This window comes from Hymenobacter plasmatis (assembly GCF_020711255.1).
GTDB lineage: Bacteria > Bacteroidota > Bacteroidia > Cytophagales > Hymenobacteraceae > Hymenobacter.
Genome location: NZ_JAJFAW010000065.1, coordinates 1 through 851, shown reverse-complemented (window position 1 = coordinate 851; position 851 = coordinate 1). Strand labels below are relative to the sequence as shown.

The window sequence follows — 851 nt, the reverse complement described above, 5'->3', positions numbered from 1 at the left end:
GCGGGAGCCGGGGCCGGAGCAGGGGCCGGAGCAGGCTCGGGAGCGGGTGCTGGGGTAGGCGTAGGAGCAGGAGCCGGCGCGGGGGTTGGAGCGGGTGCCGGCGTAGGAGCGGGAGCGGGAGCCGGAGTAGGCACAGGAGCGGGAGCAGGCGTGGGAGCCGGAGCGGGCGCAGGAGTAGGTGCTGGAGTTGGAGCCGGAGCAGGTACTGGCGTGGGCGCCGGAGCTGGGGTCGGTGCAGGTGCCGGAGCCGGGGTCGGTGCAGGCGCTGGGGTCGGCACCGGAGCGGGTGCAGGAGCCGGCGTCGGAACTGGCAGAGGCGAAGGAGCAGGTAGCGGCGACGTGGGTACTGGTAGGGGCAAAGGAGCCGGACCGGGGTTCCACCGGATTATTCCGTCGCCGTTGGCACTAACGTTGCCGCGGGGTGTCGGCTGCTGGTTGAGAGTAATGGTGCGGTCTTCCTCAATGTATTTCACTTGGCTGTCGAGGGCCAACGTGGCGGCTTCCTGAGCCGTGAGGCTGGCAGCAAAGCCCTTTATCACGTGGCCGTAAGCGGCACTTACCGATTCGGCGCGCAAGCCCTTGCCATGCATCAGGCCCTGGGCTGCGGCCTTTACTTTTTTCACCTTATCCTGGTAGCTGTCAGCGGCCGAGGTGGCGACGGCGGCGTCTTTCAGCACCACAATGTATTTGCCGGGAATCACGGTGCCAGCGCGGGAGTCGGCTACGGCTACCGCTCCAGCTTTGACGCTGGCGGGGGCTACCTCATCGCGCGAGCAGGCAGTAAACAGGGTAGAAGTCGTGAGCAGTGAACCGCTCAGGAGCCAGGAAGCAAGGCGAATGTTCAAATATGA

1 protein-coding gene is annotated in these 851 nt (G+C 66.4%); it reads right to left on the bottom strand.

The genetic code is table 11. The annotated features are described in order from the left end of the window. Positions 1 to 845: protease inhibitor I9 family protein (locus LJ738_RS21145; RefSeq protein WP_227788342.1), on the bottom strand; the 845-nt coding region annotated here is incomplete at its 3' end. Positions 846 to 851: the final 6 nt, after the last annotated feature.